Source organism: Meiothermus granaticius NBRC 107808 (genome assembly GCF_003574355.1).
GTDB lineage: Bacteria > Deinococcota > Deinococci > Deinococcales > Thermaceae > Meiothermus > Meiothermus granaticius.
Map to the genome: position 1 here is coordinate 16,589 of NZ_QWLB01000024.1, position 14,923 is coordinate 31,511.

A 14,923-nucleotide genomic window follows, 5' to 3' on the forward strand; every position below is an offset into this window, starting at 1 on the left:
AAACATCTCAGGAACCTCGCCCTACGAGCCCATTGTGGGGTATAGCCAGGCGGTACGGGTCGGGCCTCACATCCATGTGGCCGGGACCACCGCCACCAACAAGCGGGGCCTCAGCGGCTCATCTGCACGATCTGGGCCACCGAGGGCACCCCGTCGGCGTCCAGCACGAACAGGAAGTAATAGCCCGGTGGGGCCACATTGTAGTTGCCGGGGGCGCTCACCCTTAGGGTATTCCCACTGGGGCTGGAGATCGTCAGCTCGTTGAAGTTCTGGCCCATGTTGAAGGCGTGGGTGGTTGAGCCCAGCTTGAGGAAGGTCACCCGGGCGATGTTCCCCGCGGGCCGGTCGGTGGTGAGGGTCAGGCTATCCCCGGCCCGCACCCTGGGGTGCCCATACCCATCGGTTCCGCTGGGGCTGGTCAGGCTGAGGAGGGTCGGGCGGGGGGCCAGCGAGCCATCGGGCTTGAACAGGTAGGGCGGGTAGTAGATCTCGGCGTTGAACTGGTTGATGCCGCAGGTGAGCCCGGCGGTGGGCACCCCGTGGGCATCGGTAGCCCCACAGCCTGTGGTGCCGTCTCCCCCGCCGCCCACGGTCAGCACGGTGCCATCTTGCATCAGGGTGGCGGTGGCGTGGTAGATGCGCGGCTGCGTGGCAGTGGCCATGGGGGTAAAGGCCAGGGTGGTGGGGTCCCACATCTCGCTGGTGTAGACCGCGTTGGCGGTGCTCCAGTTGGCCCCGTCGGTGTTCCCCCCATTCACCCACACCTGCCCGTTGGGCAGGAGGGTGGCGTCGGTGTGGGTGCGCCCGGCAATCATGTCGTTCGCGGTGGGTTGGACGCTCACCGTGTTGCCCGGGCTCAGGGTCAAGACGGTCGCGTCTTTGCGGGAGGGTTTGGGTGGGGTGTCATTGGGCAGACCACCCCCGCCCACCAGCAGGATCTTGCCCGGCTGGTACATCGCCGCGCTGCCGTAGTGCCGGTAGGCCAGGGCGTTGCTCATGACATCCGTCCAGTAGCCGGTTCCGGTCACATTCAAGTAGCCCGCGGTGGTCTCCCCGCCGGCCATGAAGGCCTGGTTGGGGTTGTAGGGGTCCTGGAACATCCAGGGGTAGTAGTGGTCATAGCTAAAGAGGGTGTCCATGCGGGCCCCGGTGAGCTGGGTCAGGGTGTTGGTGGTGGTGTCCCAGACCTCGGGGATCACGTTGTCGCCGTAGGGTGGGGTTTTGGTTTTGGGCAGCCCGTCTCCACCAGAGTTGCCAACACCTGTATACCAGGAGGTCACGCCGTCGTTCTGGTAGGGGTTGCCGAAATACCCCAAGCCCCCGTTGATGAGCAGCTTGCCGCTGCTGAGGGTGATCACGCTGGGGTACCAGCGCCCGCCCACGTTATAGCCCCCGTTCAGGGTCAACTGACCGTTGGGGTCGAGCGAGGTGAGGTTATACAGGGCCGCGTTGGGATAGACCGAGGAGGTGCCTGGGGCCTGGGGGGTATAGGGGTATTGCGGGTCGCCCTTCATGTTGGGGCCCGCGCTCCAAGACTGGGTGCGCCAGTCGTAGATGTTGGTCTGCCAGCCCCCCGGATACCAGTCACCGAAGTTGCCCAGGTTGCCCCCGGCCACATAGAAGCGCCCATCCGGGCCGATCACCTGCCCGGCGCAAAACAGGTCGGTGCGGTTGTTGTCCACGCGGGCAAACGCACTGCCGGGGCGGGCCCCGGCGGGGGTGCCGTTGTTGGGGTCAAAGTCAATGGTACGGCCCTTGGCCGGGTTCCAGACCACCGCGTAGGACGATTTGTGCTGGTTGTAGTCGAGGTAGTTTTTGAACACCCCGCTTCCCGAGGGGTCGGTGGAGTACCAGGCCAGGAAGGTGCCATCCGGTTGCAGCCCCCCAAAGGTAGCCACCAGCGGCCACTGGAAGGGAGCACCAAAACAGCCGGTGGTGGCGGCGGTGGGGATATCGGGTCCGGCGGGGTTGCACAGCCCTGGGATTCCGCCCGCGGAGGCGGTAACGGGCGCACCGGGGCCCCCGGCCCCCACCGCGGTGAGGCGGTAGAGGGCCGAGCGGGGGGCGGCGAGGGCATTGGCCGAGAGGTCGGCGTAGGTGGTGGCGCTGGCGGGGAGCCCGGTGCTGAGGGTGAGGTAGCTCGAGCCCCCATCGGTGCTGCGCTCGAGGGTATAGCTTTGCACCGGGCCGCCCGCGCTGGGGGGGGTCCAGGTCAGGGTCACCACGGTCGAGGTGCCGGTGACCACGCTGGCCGAGAAGCCCCCTGGGGCCCCTGGGGCCGCCACCCCGGTGTTTATGTCCACGGTAACGCCGTTGCTGCTGCCCGCCGCGTTGACGGCTTTGAGGCGGTAGGTATAGGCGGTACTGGGGCTCAGGCCGGTATCGGTGTAGGGGGAGCCGGTGGGGGTTGCAATCTGGGCATAAGCACCCGAGCCTGTCTTGCGCTCGAGGGTATAGCCGGTGGCGGTGTTGGGGGAGGGAGGGTCCCAGGCCAGGCTTACGCTGCTGCTGCTGACCGCGGTGCTGCGGAAGTTGTTGGGGGGGTTCGGGGTCTGCAGGGCCGCCGGGGTGACCACCGGGGCGGATTCCACGTAGGGGCTCGAGCCGGCTGCATTCTTGGCGGCGATGCGGTAGGTGTAGGTGGTGCTGGGGCTTAGGCCGGTATCGGTGTAGGTGGTGCCGCTCAGGTTGGCCGCACCGGGTAGATCGGCGTAGGCTGCAGAAGCGGTTTTGCGCTGAAGGGTATAGCCGGTGGCCCCAGGGACTGCGTTCCAGCTCAGGCTAATCCCCGAGGCGGTGTTTGTGGCGGTAAAGCCGGTAGGGGCGCTGGGGGGTTGAGCCGGAGGAGTGCAGGACGCCAGAAATAAGAGCAAAAAGCCGAATACCCATGCTGTTCTTACTGCCTGCTTCATTGGATCACCCTCGCTCTGCTTGACGCTGCCCTAAACCCCAGCAGTGGCACACTTATAACCCTAATAGCTCTAGCCTACCCAGACCCAGCACCGAGGGTAGGGACAAACAGCCCGAGCTCTGTTACGGGGTGATTTCACCGATCTGGAGGGAGTTAAGAGGGGTTCAGCAAACCTATCGTGCGCCCATAACTGGGCCTTAACGGCAAACGTTACACCGCGATGACCCTGCAGCAAGGCATTTAGGCTACATAGGCTACAGACGCAACTAGGGTCCACCTCCGATCTTGACCATCTTGGCCGCTGAAGGAACCCCGCTGCTGTTCAGCACAAACAGCATGTAGTACCCCGGTGGGGCCAGCCTTCCGCTGGCCGGTGCGACCACCGTGAGCTGATTGCCAGACCTGGCCGTAATCTGTAGCTCGTTGAACAGCTGACCCATATTAAAGGCATGGGTTGCGCTACCAAGCTTGAGGAAGGTCACCCGGGCGATGTTCTCGGCGGGTTGGTCGGTTTGCAGGGTAAAGGACTGCCCATAGTTCACCGCGCTGGGGGCCGCCACAATCACCGGGCGGGTTGCGGGTGAGCCGTCGGGGTTGAACAGGTAGGGAGGGTAGTAGATCTCACCGTTGGGCTGGTTCACCGTGAGGCCGGGGTGGTTGGGGTCTGCGTTGGCCTCAGGTTGGAAGCGGTCGCAGCTATCCCCGCACCCCCCTCCCCCCGCGGTGAGCACGGTGGCATCGGGCAGGAGTACCGAAGCGGAGTGATAGATACGGGGCCGCTGGGCCATAGCAGCCCGGCGGAAAGTGGGGTTGGGCTCGTTGGGGTCAATTAATTCGCTCTCGTAGACGGCATGGGTGATGACATAGTTCTGGCCATCGGTATTGCCGCCATTGACAAAGATCTGCCCATCGGCCAACAGAGTGGCCATCAGGTGGGTACGTTGGTAAGCCATGTTCGGGCCAGGGTCAACGGTGTAGGAAGTTCCCCCCGAGAGCGTGATCCTCACCGTGCTGTTGGCACCCGTGACGGCCCCGCCCCCACCGATCACCAGAATTTTCCCCGGCTGATACATCACCGCCGTGCCATAGGTGCGCCACACGTCCAGGGTGCTGCCCAGGCTCCGATTGGAAACAGCGCTCCAAGCCCCCGAGCCGGTGGTGTCGAGGTAGCCGATGGTATTGGCCGAACCCGCCATGAAGGCCTGCTTGTCTTTGAAGGGGTCTTGGAAAATCCAGGGGTAATAGTGCCAGTAATACCCGTAGGCCGGTTGGTTGTTATTGGCGTATTTGAAGGTGGCCGAGGCCGCATCGGTGGTGGCATTGCTGAGGGGGCGAATAACGCCGGCGACGGTATCCCACACCTCGGGCAGGATGTTGGGGGTATCCACCACCGCCCCCACCCCGTTGCTATCGCCCTTGTCATCGGCGGAGTTACCCCCCACCATCAGCAGTTCGCCGCTGCTCAGGGTGATCATGGTGGGGTACCAGCGCCCGTCGGCCATATCCGGGCCAGCACTCCAGGTGTTGGTGGTGGGGTCGAAGATATCGGTGTGGTTGGAGCCGGGGTTGGAGTTTGGGGTTGCCCCATTGGCGCTGGTGCTCTGCCCCAGGTTGCCGCCGCTGGTGTAGTACCGGCCATCTGGCCCCAACACATGCCCCGAGCAAAACAGGTCGGTGTGGAGGTTGTCCACCCGCTGGAAGCTGTCCTGGCCGCTGCCTTTGGCCGGATCCCACAGCACCGTAACGGAGTGGTTGTGCTGGCTGAGCACCTTGTAGTTGTCGCGGGCAAACTGGCCTTGGGGGTCCAGCCCGAAGTAGGTCATCAGTCTTCCGTCGGGCAATAGGCCAATGTGGGTGGGCACCACGCCCCGGGTCTGGCCATCCTCGAGGGCGCTGGTTCGGAGCCAGTCAAACACCTCGCCAAAACAGCCCTTGGTGCTGGGGGAACTAGAGGCAACCGAGCAGAGGGTCGGGGGGGTCACAGGGTTGGATTCTTTGCCACCGCTCAGGGCATTGCTGCTCTTGGCCTTTACCCGGTAGGTGTAGCGCACCCCGCCGCTCACCGAAAGGTCGGTAAAGGAGGGGGTGGTCGGTTCGGCAATCTGGACGTAGCTGCCGGTATCCGACCGGCGCTCGAGCAGATAGCCGCTGGCCCCCGGGACCGTGCTCCAGCTGACCGTGACGAGGGTGGGCAGCTTGGCCGCAACGGTGACGCTGGCCGGATCGGGTAGCGGCGGGGTGGGGACCGAAACAGGGTTTTGGGTACAGGCCATTAGGGTCAACATCAACCCCAGCCCCATTGCCATTGTCGAATGCTTCATCTGCAGACTCCCTGGTGTTTGGTCTAAAAGCAATACCCAGATGCGGACAAGTTAAAACACTGCCCCACGCTCGAGCCCTCATTGTAGAACGGTCCAAGGCAGCTTGGATAAAGGCGGTATTTATTTAGTATAAGTCTCCTAGGGTCTTGTGGGGTAGAGGCATTTGCCCTGCCTAGGCCGGGCGAGGCTCGCGGTACACTGGATCCCATATGAGCAAAGTCGCGTTCATCGGGTTGGGAGCGATGGGGTATCCGCTGGCTGGGCACCTGGCCAAGCGGTTTGAAACCTGGGTCTACAACCGCACCCCGGCCAAGGCCGAGGCCCACGCCGCCGAGTTTGGTAGCCATGCGGTCAGCCTCAGGGAAACCGCTCAAGCCGATCTGATCTTCACCTGTGTGCCGGTTTCCCGCGATGTGGATGAGTTGGCCCGCCGCCTCCTTCCGGATTTGCGGCCCAACACCCTATGGGTAGACCACACCTCAGGAGAACCCACCTTGGCCAGGGAGACCGCGGCCCTGTTGGCTACTCGAGGGGTGACCTATCTGGATGCCCCGCTCTCCGGTGGGGTGATCGGGGCCCAAAACGCCAAGGCCACGGTGATGGTCGGGGGCGACCCAGCGGCTTTTGAGCAGGCCAAAGGGGTGATGGAAACCTACGCCGCCAAGATAGTCCATGTGGGGCCGCTGGGGTCAGGGCATGCGGTTAAAGCGGTGAACAATGCCCTGTTGGCGGTCAACCTGTGGGCCCTGAGCGAGGGGATGGTGGCCTTGGTCAAAGAGGGGGTCAACCCCCGGCTGGCCCTCGAGGTGATCAACGCCAGTTCGGGGCGCAGCAACGTCAGCGAGAACCTGTTTGGGCAACGGGTGGTGAGCCGGAGCTTCCCCAACACCTTCGCGCTGGGGCTGTTGGCCAAGGACCTGGGAATCGCCAACCAGGTGTTCCAAGAAGCCGGTACGCCGGCCCCCCTGCTGCGCCAGTTGCGCGAGTTCTTTGAGGTGGCCAAGCGCGAGATTGGCTCGACAGAGGTAGACCACACCGCCGTGGCCCGCCTTCTGGAGAAGTGGGCCGGGCTCGAGATCCAGTAAATACCCCCCCTTAGGGCTGAGCCTGCTCCCAGCGCCAGTTCTGGTATTCCTCGCGCAGGCGCGATTTCATGAATTTGCCGGTGCTGGTGCGGGGGATTTCGGACACGAACACAAACGCATCGGGAAGCCACCATTTGGCAAACTTGGGCTCGAGAAAAGCCCGCAGCTCCTCGGGCGTGGCGCTCTGCCCCTCCTTGAGCACCACGGCGGCCAAGGGGCGCTCGGCCCACTTGGGGTGGGGGATGGCAATCACCGCGGCCTCTTTCACCGCCGGGTGGCCCATCAGGGCGTTCTCGAGGTCGAGCGAGCTGATCCACTCCCCTCCCGACTTGATCAGGTCTTTGGTGCGATCGGTGATCTTGACATAGCCTTCGGGGTTGATGGTGACCACATCCCCCGTGCGGAACCAGCCGTCTTGGCTCCATTTGTCCGACTCCGCCGGCAGGTTGTAGTAGCTGCTGGCCACCCAAGGCCCGCGCACCTCGAGTTCCCCCATGCTCATCCCGTCCCAGGGCACCACCCCATGCTCCCCTACCGCCCGCACCTCCACCAGCGGCGTGGGCAGGCCCTGGGTGGCCCGGTAGGCATACTGCTCGTCGAGGGAGGCCTTCTGTAGGTGTGGCTTGAGCCGACTGACCGTGCCCAGCGGGCTGGTCTCGGTCATTCCCCAGGCGTGCAGCACCTTCAGCCCAAACGCGTCGAAGGCCCGAATCAGGCTCTCCGGGGCCGCACTCCCCCCCACCACCATCTCCATGTTCTGGAGCTTCCAGCGGGTGGGCTCCTTCTGCAAGGCCGCCAGAATCCCCATCCAGATGGTGGGCACCCCTGCGGTTTTGGTGACGGCCTCCCCCTCGTAAAGGTCCAGCAGGCTGACCGGGTCGAGGTGCGGCCCCGGCAACACCATCTTGCTGCCGATCATCACCCCGGTAAACGGCAGCCCCCAGGCCATCACGTGGAACATCGGTACCACCGGGAGCAGGGTGTCCCGCGCCGAGAGGTTGAGGGCATCGGGAAGGGCCGAGACCAGGCTGTGCAGCACCGTGCTGCGGTGGCTGTAGAGCACCCCCTTGGGTTTGCCGGTGGTTCCCGAGGTATAGCACATCCCGCTGGCATCGGTCTCCTCGAGGGTGGGATAGCTCCAATTGCCGGTGGCCGTCTTCAGCAGGTCTTCATAGCTCTCCAAGCCCTGTCCTTCGGGAAGGGGCTGTCCGGTCAGGGGGACCACAAAGATGCGCTCCGGCCTGATCTGGGCTCGGCACTGGGCCAGCAAGGGCAGCAGCACATCGTCCACGATCAGAAAGCGGTCTCCGGCGTGCTCCACGATGTAGGCCAGGTCGTTGGGGTGCAGGCGCAGGTTGAGGGTATGCAGTACCCCACCCGCCACCGGAACCCCGAAGTACGCCTCGAGGTGGGCATAGGTGTTCCAGGAAAGCGTGGCCACCCGGTCGCCCTTCTGCAAGCCCGCGCGCTGTAGGGCTTCAGCCAGGGCCCTGGCCCGGCGGTAAAACTCCGCATAGGTGTATCGGTGCAGCGATTTGTCGGGTAGACGGGTTACGATCTCCTGCGAGCCGAACAGGGTTCCGGCCCGCTCGAGCACTGAGATCAAGGTCAGGGGGTAGTTCATCATGGCACCTTGCATAGCCGCTCCTTTGGATTTGCCCCAGTGTACGCCCTCGGCTAGGGAAGGAGGTAACCGCCCCCTCACTTGTCTACCGCTAAAGCGGCAATCCCGGCCCGCACCCGCCCCATCAACCCAGCCTCAACCGCGCCCTGGCCCTTGCGCAAGGCGTTCAGCACCGCCCTGCTGTCGGCGGAGCCGTGCCCGATAAACACCGGCCCCTCCACCCCCAAAAGCGGCATCGCGCCGTATTCTGCGGGGTCCATCTTGGCCCGCAGCCCCTGTAAGGCCCTGCGCACCAGCAGCCCGCCGAGTTTGCTGAGGAGATCCTGGGTCAAGGCTTCCCGTATCCACTTCATCAGGGTTCGGGCCTCCCCTTCGGAAAGCTTCAACACCACGTTCCCGGTATATCCGTCGGTGACCACGATATCGGTGGTGCCCTTGAAGATATCGCGGCCCTCCACGTTGCCGTGAAAGCGAAGTCCGGGGGTGGCTTTGAGCCGGGGGAAGGCCTCGAGGGTCAAGGCATTCCCCTTCCCCTCCTCCTCCCCAATCGAAAGCAGGCCTACGGTGGGGGCCTGGACCCCCTGGGCCTCGGCATAGGCCGTGGCCATCACCGCAAACTGCACCAACCACTCGGGCTTGCAGTCCACGTTGGCCCCACCGTCGGTAAGGTACACCCGGCCCCGCTCGCTGGGCATCTCAATCAGCAAGGTAGGCCGATCTACCCCGGCGATGCGCCCCAGGTTAAACAGGGCCGAGGCCAGCGTGGCCCCGGTATGGCCCATCGCCACCACCGCCGAGGCATCCCCCCCCTTGAGCAACTCCATACACACATTGATGCTGGCCCCCCGCTTCTTGCGCACATCGGTGGCGTGATCCTGCATGGTGATGAACTCCCGGGCGTCCTGAATGGGTAGATCTCCCCCCTGGGCCCTGAGCTCTTCCTGTAGGCGCAAAATGGGGCCCACCAGAAGTACGGGAATACCCTCCTTGGCCGCGAGGAGTGCCCCCGCTACGGTGGCTCGAGGGGCATGATCCCCCCCCATAGCATCTAAGGCGATGGGTTTCATAGGCATAGCTTACCCATCCGCAAGCGCCCACAGGTTTACGGGGCCTTGAATCTAAAGTAGAAGGCGACAAACCCCAAAACAATGCCGATATTGACCGCCAGGCGCTCCCAAAACCGATCCCGGAAAAACAGCAGGTCAACCCCGACAATGGTCACGATCATCGTCACAACATAGGGCCAATGCCTCGCCATGCTCCCTCTCCTCCCGGATGCTCGAGCCCAGCACCGGTCCCGGATCAAAAGCTCTGTATCACCAGGTATAGGTTCAATCCGATGATAAGGGCCGCGATGAGCCAGCCCAGGGCTTGAACGAGCTTGCTGTTGGCCAGCTCCCCCATCAATCGGGGGCTATTGGTAAAGAGCAGCAGCGGTATCAGGGCAAAGGGGATGGCAAAGGAGAGCACCACCTGGGAGATCACCAGCACCTGGGTGGGGTCGAGCCCCAGCAGGATGACGACGAAGGAGGGGATCAGGGTGACCAACCGGCGCACCCAGAGCGGAATGCTAAAGCCCACAAAGCCCTGCATCACCAACTGCCCAGCCATGGTGCCGACCGTGGTGGAGGAAAGCCCTGAGGCCAAGAGGGCCACCGCGAAGGCCGCACTGGCCAGCGGGCCCAGCAGCGGGGTAAGGGTTTGGTAGGCGGTGGTGATGTCGGCGATATCGGTACGGCCCGTCTTGTGAAAGACGGCTGCCGCGGCCACCAGCATGGCCATGTTCACAAAGCTTGCAATCGAGAGGGCCACCACCACATCCACATTGCTAAAGCGCAGCAAGCGCCGCTTGAGCGCAGGGTCTTGCACCGGGATGCGCTGCTCGGTAAGGGCGGAGTGCAGGTAGATCACGTGGGGCATCACCGTGGCCCCCAAAATGCCCACTGCCAGCAATATGCTGTCGCTGCCGGAAAAACGAGGGATAAAGCCTTGGATTAATCCGAGGTCCGGATGGGAGAAAAAGAGCTCGAAGATATAGGCCAGGGCGATCACCCCGACCAAAACTGAGATGGCCGCTTCCAGCGGCCGAAAACCATAGCGCTGGAGGATCAGGAGGGCAAAGGTGGTTATCGCGGCCAGCACCCCTCCCCAGACCAAGGGAATTCCCATCAGCAGGTGAAAGCCCAGGGCCGCCCCAATGAACTCGGCCAGGTCGGTGGCAATTGCGGCCAGCTCGGCTTGGATCCAGTAGAAATAGCGCACCCAGGGGCGGTACTCCTGGCGCACCACCTCCGGAAGACTTTTGCCGGTGGCGATGCCCAGCTTGGCCGAGAGGCTCTGGATTAGCATCGCGATCAGGCTGGAGGCCAACACCACCCAGATGAGCAGGTAGCCGAACTGGGCCCCGGATTGGATGTTGGTGGCGAAGTTGCCGGGGTCCATGTAAGCCACACTGACCACGAAGGCGGGGCCCAGGAAGGGCATCAGCCGGGCCAGACCGCGCTTTTTAGAGTGGCGCTCGAGCACCTCCAAGGCCTTGGTCTGGGTGTCTTGGTCGCTCAGGGGGCCGCGGTTGGTCATGAGGCATCCTTTCTATGAAACATGGGCATCACCAGAGGACAGGGTACCTCATGGCGGGCCTGCCTTTTGCGGGGAGGCCAACCCCATAGCCCCCGCCGGTCTAAAACGCCACCGGCATGGCCTTGTGCCCCCGAATGACAAACCCCCCCGTATACTCGACCTCAGCGGTGGCCAGGTGCACCCCAGGGAGCCGCTTCAGCAGGGTTTGCAAGGACGTTTGCAGCTCGAGCCGAGCCAATGGGGCCCCGATGCAGTAGTGGATGCCCAAGCCGAAGGTCAGGTGCTGGTTCTCCTTGCGGGTCAGATGGAGGCGATCCGGCTCGGGGAATTTGCGTGGGTCGCGGTTGCCCGAGGCGTACATCAGGGCTACCTCTTGGCCTTTGCGCAGGGAAACACCGCCGAGCTCGAGGTCCTCCAGCACCCAGCGCTCAAACATCGGCAGCGGGGTGTCGTAGCGCAGCAGCTCCTCCACGGCAGTTTTGAAGAACTCCGAATTGCCCTTTGCGGCGGCCTCTTTGGCCAGCTCGAGCTGGTCGGGGTTCCTGGAAAGGGCTAAAAACCCCGCGGTCGTCCCGTTCACTGTGGCCTCGTGCCCCGCGTTCAGCAGCAGGATGCAGTTGGCCACCAGCTCGTCGGCGGTGAGCTTGTCGCCCTGTTCCTCCACCTCGACCAAGGCCGAGATGAGGTCTGGGCCGGGTCGCCTGCGGCGTTCCTCAGCCAATCGCTTGATGTAATCGGAAAACTCCACCACCGCTTGGTTGGCGGCTTTGGCCTGCTCCTCGGTATAGCCCAGCTCGTACAGCTTGACGATACGGGCCGACCAGGGCCGCAGCAGGGGGCGATCCTCCTCGGGCACCCCCAGCAGCTCGGCGATCACCGTGACCGGGAGCGGTTCGGCGTAGTCGGCCAGGAGGTCCATGCCGCCCCGGTCCTCGGCCTGGTCAATCAGCCCATGCACGATGGACTGGATTTTGCCCCGCAGCGACTCCACTCGAGCCGGGGTGAAGGCCTTGAGCATCAACCCCTTGAGCCGGGTGTGTTTGGGCGGCTCGTTGTCGAGCATGTGGTTTTCCTGAAAGCGATCGAAATCGCGGGTTAGAGGGTTGGGTGGGGGCCAGCCGAGTTCGTCGCGGGAGAGAATATGGGTGATCGAGCGGCCCAAGCGCTTGTCTCTCAGCAGGCTGGAGATATCGTCGTAGCGCAGGAAAAACACCTTGTTCCACCCTTCGTCGTAGAACACCGGGAGGTTTTCCCGCAGCTCCGCCAGAAGCGGGTAGGGATCGCGCACAAACTGTGGATGGTTGAGATCTAAGTGGAAGGTCTGCATAGGTGTTACCAGGATAATCGGCGGGCTATAAAGCAAAAACCCCCCTTGCGGGGGGCGCTTCATCTGCCATGGCTTAGGCCGTCACGGGGATGTGCTTGGAGAGCTTGGCCACGAAGTTGGCTTTGGGCGCGGCGCCCACCATGACCTCGACCGGCTGGCCGTTCTTGAAGAGGATGATGGTCGGGATGCTCATCACCCGGAAGCGCATTGCGGTCTGGGGATTGGTGTCCACATCCAGCTTGGCCACGATCAGCTTCCCCTCGTACTCTTTGGCGATCTCCTCCAGCACCGGGGCCACCATGCGGCAAGGCCCACACCACTCCGCCCAAAAATCCACCAGCACCACAGGATTGTCCTTGAGCGTTTGGTCGAAGCTGGCATCGGTTACTTCAACAGGTTTGGCCATGTCAAAACCCCTCTCGAGCTCCCACTCTAACACCCTGGGGTCGGGCCGGGGCAATCCAGTACACTTTTTATAGCGCCTATGCCCCTCCTCCAGACCCCCGAGTTTGTCCAGGCCCTCAGGCTGTGGCAGGAGGGCCAGTTTTGGGAGGTGCACGAGGCCCTCGAGCCCCTCTGGAAGCGGCTCAGGGGTCCCCAACGGGAGCTGGTCCAGGGGGTCATTCTGCTGGCCGCATCCCTGCACCAAGCCCGGCTGAACCCCAAGGGGGGGTGGCGCAACTTTCACAAAGCCCTGCGGCACCTCGAAGGGCTGCCCGAGCGCTTTGAAGGCGTGCGGCTGGAGCCCCTGATCGGCGAGGTGCGCCGGGCCCTCGAGAACCCCCAGCAACCGCCAGGGTTTCCCCTCGGTTAGGGGCTACTGAGCTCCCGACCCGGTCTCGTCAACCACTGAGGCCTCTGGCGCGTTCCGCATCACCGACTGAATTCCATTTTCCATAGCCCCAGCCGAGGAGTAGGTCTCGCTGCGGCCAATCTCCTCCCCGTTGGCGGCTTTGAGCACAAAGTAGGGGCTGCCATTGGTGGCGGCGCGGCGGTCATAGCGCCCTTCCAAGGCCGCATTCTTCTTCACCGACTCGATGCCGTGTAGGGCCCCGCTCTTGCTGGTGTACAGCTCGCTGGTGAGGATCGTCTCCCCATTCCCGGCCTTCAGGTTGAACATGTACTGCCCATTGCTGGCCTGCGAAAGTACAAACCTTCCCACCATACCCACCTCCTGAAATGCGCAATGTTGGAGCAGGCTCAGTATACCCCGGCTGGGTGTGGTTGGGGAGATTGACACTCTGATGAAGCTGCCCCGGTACGGTTTTCCGGTGGAGGATGGGCTATGAAGAGAGGACTTCTGGCACTGAGCACCCTGAGCCTGGCTTTGGGTTCAGCCTGGGCAGCCAAAATCGCGATATACCCCTACGACGGGGCCAGCGTTCTGGCCGGGCAACGCTTTGACCTAAGGGTGGAGGCCTCGGAGTTGCAAGGCAGCCCCAGCACGTACCGCATCACCCTTGATGGTCAGCCCTTGAGCGGGTTCCAGCAAACCTCGCAAGGCCCTGGGCAGGCCGAATGGACCCTTAGGGACACCTTCATTCGAGTGGGGGAGCATACCCTCGAGGTGAGCGTGACCGACGGGACCGGTGAGAGCAAGCGCAGCGCGAAGTGGGTAGCCAGGGCCAACCCCCGCCTGCCGCGGGCACCCAAAAACATCATCCTGTTTATTGGCGACGGGATGGGCTGGAACACCCTCAACGCAGCCCGGATCATTGCCAAGGGCTTCAACCCCCAGAATGGGATGCCCAGTGGGAACCTCGAGATCGAGACCGGCTACGGTGGGATGGCCACGGTGACCAACAGCAGCTTCGACAGCTTCATCGTGGACTCGGCCAACTCGGCCTCCTCCATCATGACCGGGCAGAAGGTGCAGGTCAACGCGCTCAATGTCTACCCTTCTAACCTCAAGGACACCCTGGCCTACCCCCGGATCGAGACCCTGGCCGAGATGATGAAGCGGGTGCGCGGGGCCAGCATCGGGGTGGTGACCACCACCTTCGGCACCGACGCCACCCCGGCCATGGTCAACGCCCATACCCGCCGCCGCAGCGACTACCAAGGCATCGCCGACCAGTACTTTGGCCGTGGCGGATTCGGGATCCCCCTGGACGTGATGCTCTTCGGGGGCTCGCGCGACTTCATCCCCCAGAGCAACCCCGGGTCGCGCCGTAAGGACAACACCGACTGGATTGCGGAGTCGCAGAAGCTGGGCTATACCTTCGTCAGCAACCGCACCGAGCTGATGGCGGCCCAGCCCAGCGATAAGCTCTTCGGGCTGTTTAATCTGGACAACTTTCCCAGCTACCTAGACCGCGCGGTTTGGAAACGGCCCGAGATGCTGGGCAGCTTCACCGATATGCCCTACCTCTGGGAGATGACCCAAAAAGCCGTGGAGACCCTCTCCAAAAACGACAAAGGCTTCTTCCTGATGGTCGAGGCCGGGATGGTGGACAAGTACGAACACCCCCTGGACTGGCAGCGGGGGCTGTGGGATGTACTCGAGCTAGACCGTACGGTGCAGTGGGCCAAGAATTACGCCGCGCAAAACCCCGACACCCTGGTGATCGTCACCGCTGACCACGCCCACTCGATCTCGGTTTTCGGGGGCTACGACTACTCCAAGCAGGGCCGGCAAGGCGTAGGGGTGTACCAGGACGCCAAGTTCCCCACCTATGGAGACAGGCGGGACACCAACGGCTTCCCCCTGCCCGAGACCGCCCGGGGGATCGCGGTAGGCTTCGGTGCAACCCCGGACTACTGCGAGACCTACCGGGGCCGTGAGGTCTACAAAGACCCCACCATCTCCGATGGGAAGGGGGGGTATGTGGCCAACCCTGAGGTGTGCAAGGAGCCTGGGGCGTTCTTGCGGGTTGGCAACCTCGACCCCGCCAGCGCCCAGGGGGTACACACCGCGGACCCCATGCCGCTCTTCGCGTTTGGTACGGGGTCGCAACTGTTCAACGGTTTGATAGACCAGACCGAGATCTTCTTCCGCATGGCCCAGGCCTTGGGGCTAAACCCCTACCTGGAAAAACCCTGAACCCGCCCTTCGGAGGCTGCACCCTGCGCCGG

Annotated in this window: 12 protein-coding genes; 3 read left to right on the forward strand and 9 right to left on the reverse strand. The window is 63.5% G+C overall.

Annotated features, from left to right (window positions below):
• Positions 1 to 110 precede the first annotated feature (110 nt).
• Positions 111 to 2,912, reverse strand: coding sequence for a fibronectin type III domain-containing protein (locus tag Mgrana_RS09695; protein ID WP_119357410.1), 2,802 nt, complete (start codon positions 2,910 to 2,912; stop codon positions 111 to 113).
• A 265-nt stretch (positions 2,913 to 3,177) separates the two neighbouring features.
• Positions 3,178 to 5,232 carry a galactose oxidase early set domain-containing protein gene (locus Mgrana_RS09700; RefSeq protein ID WP_119357411.1) on the reverse strand — a complete coding sequence of 685 codons (2,055 nt, stop codon included), beginning with the start codon at positions 5,230 to 5,232 and terminating at the stop codon, positions 3,178 to 3,180.
• A gap of 209 nt (positions 5,233 to 5,441) precedes the next feature.
• Here Mgrana_RS09700 and Mgrana_RS09705 point away from each other — a divergent pair, with 209 nt between their 5' ends.
• Complete coding sequence (locus Mgrana_RS09705) at positions 5,442 to 6,317, forward strand: NAD(P)-dependent oxidoreductase (protein WP_119357412.1); 876 nt, start codon at positions 5,442 to 5,444, stop codon at positions 6,315 to 6,317.
• A gap of 10 nt (positions 6,318 to 6,327) precedes the next feature.
• Here the strand turns inward: Mgrana_RS09705 and Mgrana_RS09710 are convergent, their stop codons facing one another.
• From Mgrana_RS09710 to trxA, 6 genes are all read right to left on the reverse strand, one after another.
• Positions 6,328 to 7,956, reverse strand: coding sequence for a long-chain fatty acid--CoA ligase (locus Mgrana_RS09710; protein WP_119357413.1), 1,629 nt, complete (start codon positions 7,954 to 7,956; stop codon positions 6,328 to 6,330).
• 62 nt (positions 7,957 to 8,018) lie between these two features.
• Complete coding sequence (gene plsX / locus Mgrana_RS09715) at positions 8,019 to 9,008, reverse strand: phosphate acyltransferase PlsX (protein ID WP_119357414.1); 990 nt, start codon at positions 9,006 to 9,008, stop codon at positions 8,019 to 8,021.
• Positions 9,009 to 9,043: 35 nt separating this feature from the next.
• The gene (locus tag Mgrana_RS17265; RefSeq protein ID WP_276309159.1) at positions 9,044 to 9,169 is read right to left on the reverse strand and encodes a hypothetical protein; all 126 of its coding nucleotides are present in this window, start codon (positions 9,167 to 9,169) and stop codon (positions 9,044 to 9,046) included.
• A 74-nt stretch (positions 9,170 to 9,243) separates the two neighbouring features.
• Positions 9,244 to 10,521: an Nramp family divalent metal transporter gene (locus Mgrana_RS09720; protein ID WP_119357415.1), complete on the reverse strand. Its 1,278-nt coding sequence runs from the start codon at positions 10,519 to 10,521 to the stop codon at positions 9,244 to 9,246.
• A gap of 100 nt (positions 10,522 to 10,621) precedes the next feature.
• Positions 10,622 to 11,848, reverse strand: a complete 1,227-nt coding sequence (locus tag Mgrana_RS09725) for a cytochrome P450 (RefSeq protein WP_119357440.1) — start codon at positions 11,846 to 11,848, stop codon at positions 10,622 to 10,624.
• Between the two features lie 73 nt (positions 11,849 to 11,921).
• Entirely contained in the window at positions 11,922 to 12,254 is a 333-nt protein-coding gene (gene trxA / locus Mgrana_RS09730; protein ID WP_119357441.1) for a thioredoxin, read from the reverse strand.
• Between the two features lie 78 nt (positions 12,255 to 12,332).
• On the opposite strand from trxA, the gene Mgrana_RS09735 reads away from it, so the two are divergent.
• The gene (locus tag Mgrana_RS09735; RefSeq protein ID WP_170146439.1) at positions 12,333 to 12,662 is read left to right on the forward strand and encodes a DUF309 domain-containing protein; all 330 of its coding nucleotides are present in this window, start codon (positions 12,333 to 12,335) and stop codon (positions 12,660 to 12,662) included.
• Positions 12,663 to 12,665: 3 nt separating this feature from the next.
• Here the strand turns inward: Mgrana_RS09735 and Mgrana_RS09740 are convergent, their stop codons facing one another.
• Positions 12,666 to 13,013: a YegP family protein gene (locus Mgrana_RS09740; RefSeq protein WP_119357417.1), complete on the reverse strand. Its 348-nt coding sequence runs from the start codon at positions 13,011 to 13,013 to the stop codon at positions 12,666 to 12,668.
• Between the two features lie 120 nt (positions 13,014 to 13,133).
• Between Mgrana_RS09740 and Mgrana_RS09745 the strand changes: the two genes are divergently transcribed.
• The gene (locus Mgrana_RS09745) at positions 13,134 to 14,891 is read left to right on the forward strand and encodes an alkaline phosphatase (protein ID WP_119357418.1); all 1,758 of its coding nucleotides are present in this window, start codon (positions 13,134 to 13,136) and stop codon (positions 14,889 to 14,891) included.
• Positions 14,892 to 14,923 lie beyond the last annotated feature (32 nt).

Bases quoted from the DNA above. Each gene is read 5' to 3' on its own strand.
- Mgrana_RS09725 (WP_119357440.1), bottom strand. From the start codon at position 11,848: ATGCAGACCTTCCACTTAGATCTCAACCATCCACAGTTTGTGCGCGAT.
- plsX (WP_119357414.1), bottom strand. From the start codon at position 9,008: ATGAAACCCATCGCCTTAGATGCTATGGGGGGGGATCATGCCCCTCGA.
- Mgrana_RS17265 (WP_276309159.1), bottom strand. From the start codon at position 9,169: ATGATCGTGACCATTGTCGGGGTTGACCTGCTGTTTTTCCGGGATCGG.
- Mgrana_RS09720 (WP_119357415.1), bottom strand. From the start codon at position 10,521: ATGACCAACCGCGGCCCCCTGAGCGACCAAGACACCCAGACCAAGGCC.
- Mgrana_RS09705 (WP_119357412.1), top strand. From the start codon at position 5,442: ATGAGCAAAGTCGCGTTCATCGGGTTGGGAGCGATGGGGTATCCGCTG.
- Mgrana_RS09735 (WP_170146439.1), top strand. From the start codon at position 12,333: ATGCCCCTCCTCCAGACCCCCGAGTTTGTCCAGGCCCTCAGGCTGTGG.
- Mgrana_RS09710 (WP_119357413.1), bottom strand. From the start codon at position 7,956: ATGCAAGGTGCCATGATGAACTACCCCCTGACCTTGATCTCAGTGCTC.
- trxA (WP_119357441.1), bottom strand. From the start codon at position 12,254: ATGGCCAAACCTGTTGAAGTAACCGATGCCAGCTTCGACCAAACGCTC.
- Mgrana_RS09700 (WP_119357411.1), bottom strand. From the start codon at position 5,232: ATGAAGCATTCGACAATGGCAATGGGGCTGGGGTTGATGTTGACCCTA.
- Mgrana_RS09695 (WP_119357410.1), bottom strand. From the start codon at position 2,912: ATGAAGCAGGCAGTAAGAACAGCATGGGTATTCGGCTTTTTGCTCTTA.
- Mgrana_RS09745 (WP_119357418.1), top strand. From the start codon at position 13,134: ATGAAGAGAGGACTTCTGGCACTGAGCACCCTGAGCCTGGCTTTGGGT.
- Mgrana_RS09740 (WP_119357417.1), bottom strand. From the start codon at position 13,013: ATGGTGGGAAGGTTTGTACTTTCGCAGGCCAGCAATGGGCAGTACATG.